Origin of the sequence: Haemophilus sp. UMB1048 (genome assembly GCF_030218125.1) — a bacterium.
Lineage (GTDB): Bacteria > Pseudomonadota > Gammaproteobacteria > Enterobacterales > Pasteurellaceae > Haemophilus_D.
The window spans coordinates 1-321 of the sequence record NZ_JASOPB010000049.1; the positions used below are offsets into that span (position 1 = coordinate 1).

General features: G+C 59.2%; 1 protein-coding gene. It reads right to left on the reverse strand.

Annotated elements, in window-relative coordinates; genetic code table 11:
* Positions 1-321 (reverse strand): HAD-IA family hydrolase (locus QP437_RS09820; protein WP_285267708.1); only part of this gene is annotated, 321 nt, incomplete at both ends.

The following is a 321-nucleotide window of genomic DNA, read 5'->3' on the forward strand; positions in this document are numbered from 1 at the left end:
AGCCCGCGCCGATCCCCACCGAGCGCATACCGCTGGCGTTAATGGCTTCAATGCCCGCCTGCGCATCTTCAATGCCGATACATGCCTGTGGCGGCACGCCCAGCCCTGCACAGGCGGCGAGAAAGATTTCCGGGTCCGGGTTCGAATTTTTGAGTTGGGAAGCGTCCGCGCAGAAGGTGAAAAACTCGCGCAGCTCCAGCGCTGCTAAAATCGTCGGCGCATTCAGGGAGACAGAAGCCAGCCCAACCGGAATCTGCTGTGCTCGGAGATCTACCAGCAAATTGTGAATGCCAGGCAGCACAGCATTAACCGTCAGTTCGC